A 4,861-nucleotide genomic window follows, 5' to 3' on the forward strand; every position below is an offset into this window, starting at 1 on the left:
TTGGAGGATAGCCAGCTCTTCATCCCGTTCTGCCAGCTGGCGTTTGAGACGTGCAATCTCGGTAGACATCTCCAGTTCACGTTCAGAAGACGTCTGCTGATTTTGCTGTTTACTGCGCCAGTTGTAGAGTTGTGATTCATACAGGCTGAGTTCACGGGCTGCGGCAGTAACACCGATGCGTTCAGCAAGCTTCAGGGCTTCACTGCGAAATTCAGGCGAATGCTGTTTACGGGGTTTTTTACTGGTTGATACTGTTTTTGTCATGTGAGTCACCTCTGACTGAGAGTTTACTCACTTAGCCGCGTGTCCACTATTGCTGGGTAAGATCACCTTATTGCTGCGCTGATAATATGGACCGCAAACCTATTGAAGATGTGATCTTCGAAATTAATAACTTTATCTCGCTCGGTGGTCGCACCATTGTTGATGCCACAGGGTCTGAGTCTATCGGACGAGATGCGCAGGCATTACGAGAAGTCGCATTAAAAACAGGTCTGAATATTGTTGCTTCCTCCGGTCCCTACCTGGAAAAATTTGAAAGCCAGAGAATTCATAAAACGGTTGATGAACTGGCGGCAACGATTGATAAAGAATTGAATCAAGGGATTGGCGATACGGATATTCGTGCCGGAATGATCGGTGAAATAGGTGTCTCACCGACATTTACCGAAGCCGAGCATAACAGCTTGCGGGCTGCCTCGCTGGCACAGATTAACAATCCTCATGTGGCGATGAATATTCACATGCCGGGCTGGCTTCGTCGCGGTGATGAAGTACTCGACATTGTGTTAGGTGAAATGGGCGTCTCGCCAAATAAAGTCTCTCTCGCACACTCGGATCCGTCAGGAAAAGACGTGGCGTATCAGCGGAAAATGCTTGATAAGGGTGTCTGGCTGGAATTCGACATGATTGGCCTAGACATTACCTTCCCGAAAGAGGGAATAGCGCCAGGGGTGCAGGAGACTGCCGATGCCGTCGCTCATCTCATTGAGTTGGGATACGCCGATCAGCTTGTTCTCAGCCACGATGTCTTCCTTAAACAAATGTGGGCTAAAAATGGCGGTAATGGCTGGGGATTTGTTCCAGATGTTTTTCTGGCCTATCTGGCGGAGCGCGGCGTCGATAAAACGATCCTCAAAAAACTCTGTATCGATAATCCCGGACGATTATTGACCGCATAAAACCATTATCCCCCGGCACACTGCGCCGGGGGATGTCAATTAATACCCCGCCGTTAAATCATCCACCAAGCGCGAGTCGGATGCGCCGTACAACTCACCATCCGACCCAACCATAATGCTTTGCGTGCTGCCCATCGCCTCATTCAGCGCCACTTTCTGACCTTTTGCTTCCAGCAGCTTGAGCGTATCCGGACTAAACCCTTTTCAACACGCAGTTCGTCCGGCAACCACTGATGGTGGAAACGAGGCGCATTGGTCGCTTCGGCAACATTCATTCCACAATTGATGCTGTTCACCACCATTTGCAGCACGGTAGTGATGATTCAGCTACCGGTAACAAAGTGAGTACATAAAGGCCATACTGTCACGAACAGTGCAAAAGTGGCTCTTCCGCAACCTAGGTGAAGATTTTCATGCCAGTGGACTCATTACCCTCCGCCTAAGTAGTTCAAATCCGGCTCGACCATACATCTGGCGTATCAGCACCTTCAGGCGATTTACATGACCTTCGACAACACCATTACTCCAGCGACTGCTGATTGCCTCACATATAGCCGCAGCATCAGCTTCTATCCCCGCAGCTACGCACCGAAGTTCTGCTGAGCCGCTTTCGTGGACTCGAGTGAACCAGCTGCTTAGCTGTGATTTATTTTAGGTTTTCAGAATACGGTAGAACTCGAGTACCAGTTGCTGTGCTATTTTCAACTCCGGTTCTTTTTCACACATCAGACTAATAAATCGGGATGCATAATTTTCTTCGCCCCTGATTATTCTCCAGGGCATCAACCAGCGGCTTACCCGGAACACTGAAGGAAGTCTTGCGGCAGTAGTAACCGGTGGGTTCCAGCCTTTACGCCATTTGGCAACAGTATCCCTGACGATGGTTTCACTGCCTGTCCCCCCCCCTGGGCCACCATTTCCCGCCATATCCGGCTGGCATTATAATTACCACTTTCTCGTTGCTCTTTTAACCACTCCCTCCATGGGTCCAGAAGCCCTCGCTTTGGAGGCCGGGTTGACATTTCAGGGAATGTTCCTGAACGCACCCAGCGACTGACTGTCACTCGCGACAGGCCTGTAATACGGGATATTTCCCTGAAACTACATCCCTTGTTATGCAGGGCCATAACCTCTGTCCAACGCTGATGCCGTTTTTTGCGGATGTGCTGTTTAAGGCGTTCCAGACGACGGAGCGATGCTACAGGCACAGATATTTCTGGCTCAGGTGATTTCTTCAGTGATAACTCTCTGACAACAAGACGTATCAGAGGCATATATCTGTACATCATTCGTTCAGGCTCATCACCAATATTTTTTAGCAGGTGCCATCGATCGGCCACCTGTCTGGCCTGAGGTGCACCTTCACGTGCTGCTGTCGCATAGACTCCACTGCGATCACGCGAGACAACCTGTATTTCCGGATATTTTCTGAACCAGGTCGCCAGCGTACGCTGATCACGGCCGGGAAGCAGGACGAGGGGACGGTGAGTATCAAGATTGACTATTAACATACCGCAGCAGTGGCCCCGATGCCACGCCCACTCATCAATACCGACATGAGGCGCGCCTGACTGTTTCGTCTCCGGGGTATTGATAAGCCTGCGAAGAAGAGTATCAGCACTGCAACGGAGACCCACTGCCGTTGCAGCCCGTTTCCTGAGCTCATTACTGACAGTAAGGCGCTGAGGGAAGAGCTGGAGACAATGCTGTGACTTCACCATTTATTCAACAAATTGCTGATAACCGGGTATGTCAGGTACTCACCTGTCTTCCTGAAAAATTTGTGGTTGATTTCGCAAACGGAATCGATGTTGCACAGGAGCATATCCGCACGGCCGGAGAGCGCACGTTCTTCCGGCGTTTAAAAGAGGGGCTGACCGGCGAAGGCGCTGCACGGCAGAATGCCATCAATGCGTCGCTTGCACAGGGCGTTGAGGCGTCCCTGCGCTGGCTGACGGAGATGACAACGTCACTTGCCACCACAAACTACGCGATTACCCAGGTAAACGACAGGGTCAGTTCACTGGTCAGTGATACAGCCAGGCTGGCGCATTATTCCGCAGATACGCGGGAGCAGTTACTCACCCTGGCCGATCAGGTTCACCATAAACTGAATCATCTTGAAGAAAAACTCCACCGTGTTGACCAGGTTCAGCGGGCGCAGTTACATCTTGAGCAGATATTCTCATGGTGGAGCGCCGGGCGATATGCGTCATTTTCCCCTGCCGGACGTTGTTATGTGGCACTTGAAGAGCTTCGCTGGGGCGCGTTTGGTGATGTGATACGTCAGAGCGAAACAGGCCAGGTTAACCAGCTACTGGATATTCTCAGACATAAAGCATTAACGCAGATGGCACAGGAGAGTGGCGGTAGTGCAACCGTGCGTCTGAACACTCTGGACTGGCTTGGTGGTCAGGGCCGGGAGCAGGCAGATAACGAGTGGCATGACGCGATTAACTGGCTGGGAGACTGGTGCAGTGAAGAGCAGCATCCGGTGATCTGGTCAACCACGCAGGCTGCAGAACACTTACCGGTTCGCATGCCTCGCCTCTGCTCTGCAGAACGCCTCTCTGAAAGTATGGTCGATGAAATATTTCAGAAGGGGGCTGCATGAGTACAGAAATGAAAACGGGGCTGGTGCTGTCCGGTGGCGGGGCGGTGGGCGCTTATCAGGCGGGAGTGGTTAAGGCACTGGCAGAGTGTGGTACACAGATCAGCATGGTTTCAGGGGCCAGCATTGGCGCATTCAATGGTGCCATTATCGCGGCCTCTCCCGATCTGTCAGAAGCTGCCGTACGCCTGGAGGCGCTCTGGGATCATCTGGGGAATAATCAGGTGCTGTCGGTAAACAGATTGGTTTACTTTTCATTGCTGAAAAAATTGTTCCAGGCAATGAACCTCTGCCAGATCCCCGGACGTGCAGGAGCACTGCTTACGACGCTTCTTCGCCATATATCGACAATCAACGGGTTTGACAATCTGATGGCTCAGCCGTTGTTGTCAGATGAGCCCCTGACAGCGCTGATGGATCATTATCTTGATACTGATGCTCTGGCAGACGGGCTACCGCTGTATGTGTCGCTGTACCCCACAGAAGGGGGCATGCAGGATATTATTGACTGCATTCGTGCTGAACTGGGTGTCGGAACCACGAAAAACGCCGTTTTTCAGCATATCCAGAGCCTGCCCCGCGGACAGCAGAAAGAGGCTCTGCTTGCGTCAGCCGCGCTGCCCCTGCTGTTCCGTCCCCGTGAGGTTCAGGGGACAATGTTCGGTGATGGTGGTATGGGAGGATGGCGAAATATGCAGGGAAATACCCCTGTGACGCCTCTGGTCGATGCCGGATGCAATATGGTGATTGTGACGCATCTGAGTGACGGTTCTTTATGGGATCGCCAGGCTTTTCCGGACACCACAATCCTTGAGATCCGTCCCCGGAAAAGGCTGAAATATGCAGGTGATGGTGGCAACAGCGGCGGTCTGCTCAGTTTTACATCGGCACATACCGACGCCTGGCGTCAGCAGGGCTATGAAGACACGATGCTGGCGATGGAGCATATCCGGAAACCGCTGGCAGCACGTCAGGCACTGACCCGGTCAGAGGCGGTATTGCAGAAAAGCCTGGATATAACGGAAGAGGCAGATTTGGCACTGAGAAACGCGATGGCCCGGATTAAATA

General features: G+C 52.1%; 3 protein-coding genes and 3 pseudogenes. 3 read left to right on the forward strand and 3 right to left on the reverse strand.

Translation table 11 applies throughout. From position 1 onward, the window contains the following. On the reverse strand, window positions 1–264 hold a 264-nt coding region (locus tag E0D98_RS21325; protein ID WP_000169521.1), incomplete at its 3' end, for a transposase. Window positions 265–329: 65 nt separating this feature from the next. Here E0D98_RS21325 and E0D98_RS21330 point away from each other — a divergent pair. Continuing rightward, window positions 330–1,181: pseudogene (locus tag E0D98_RS21330) on the forward strand (phosphotriesterase-related protein); the annotation flags it as partial. 39 nt (window positions 1,182–1,220) lie between these two features. Here E0D98_RS21330 and E0D98_RS21335 read toward each other — a convergent pair. Then, window positions 1,221–1,513: pseudogene (locus tag E0D98_RS21335) on the reverse strand (gamma-glutamyltransferase); the annotation flags it as partial. A 79-nt stretch (window positions 1,514–1,592) separates the two neighbouring features. Next, window positions 1,593–2,836, reverse strand: a pseudogene (locus E0D98_RS21340) (ISL3 family transposase); the annotation flags it as partial. Window positions 2,837–2,889: 53 nt separating this feature from the next. Here E0D98_RS21340 and E0D98_RS21345 point away from each other — a divergent pair. Beyond that, entirely contained in the window at window positions 2,890–3,795 is a 906-nt protein-coding gene (locus E0D98_RS21345; RefSeq protein WP_000203535.1) for a diguanylate cyclase regulator RdcB family protein, read from the forward strand. After that, a partial coding sequence (locus E0D98_RS21350; RefSeq protein WP_000102643.1) for a patatin-like phospholipase family protein occupies window positions 3,792–4,861 on the forward strand: 1,070 nt, incomplete at its 3' end. The genes E0D98_RS21345 and E0D98_RS21350, both read left to right, overlap by 4 nt.

The organism is Escherichia sp. KCJ4928 (genome assembly GCF_004352695.1).
Taxonomy (GTDB): domain Bacteria; phylum Pseudomonadota; class Gammaproteobacteria; order Enterobacterales; family Enterobacteriaceae; genus ECMA0423.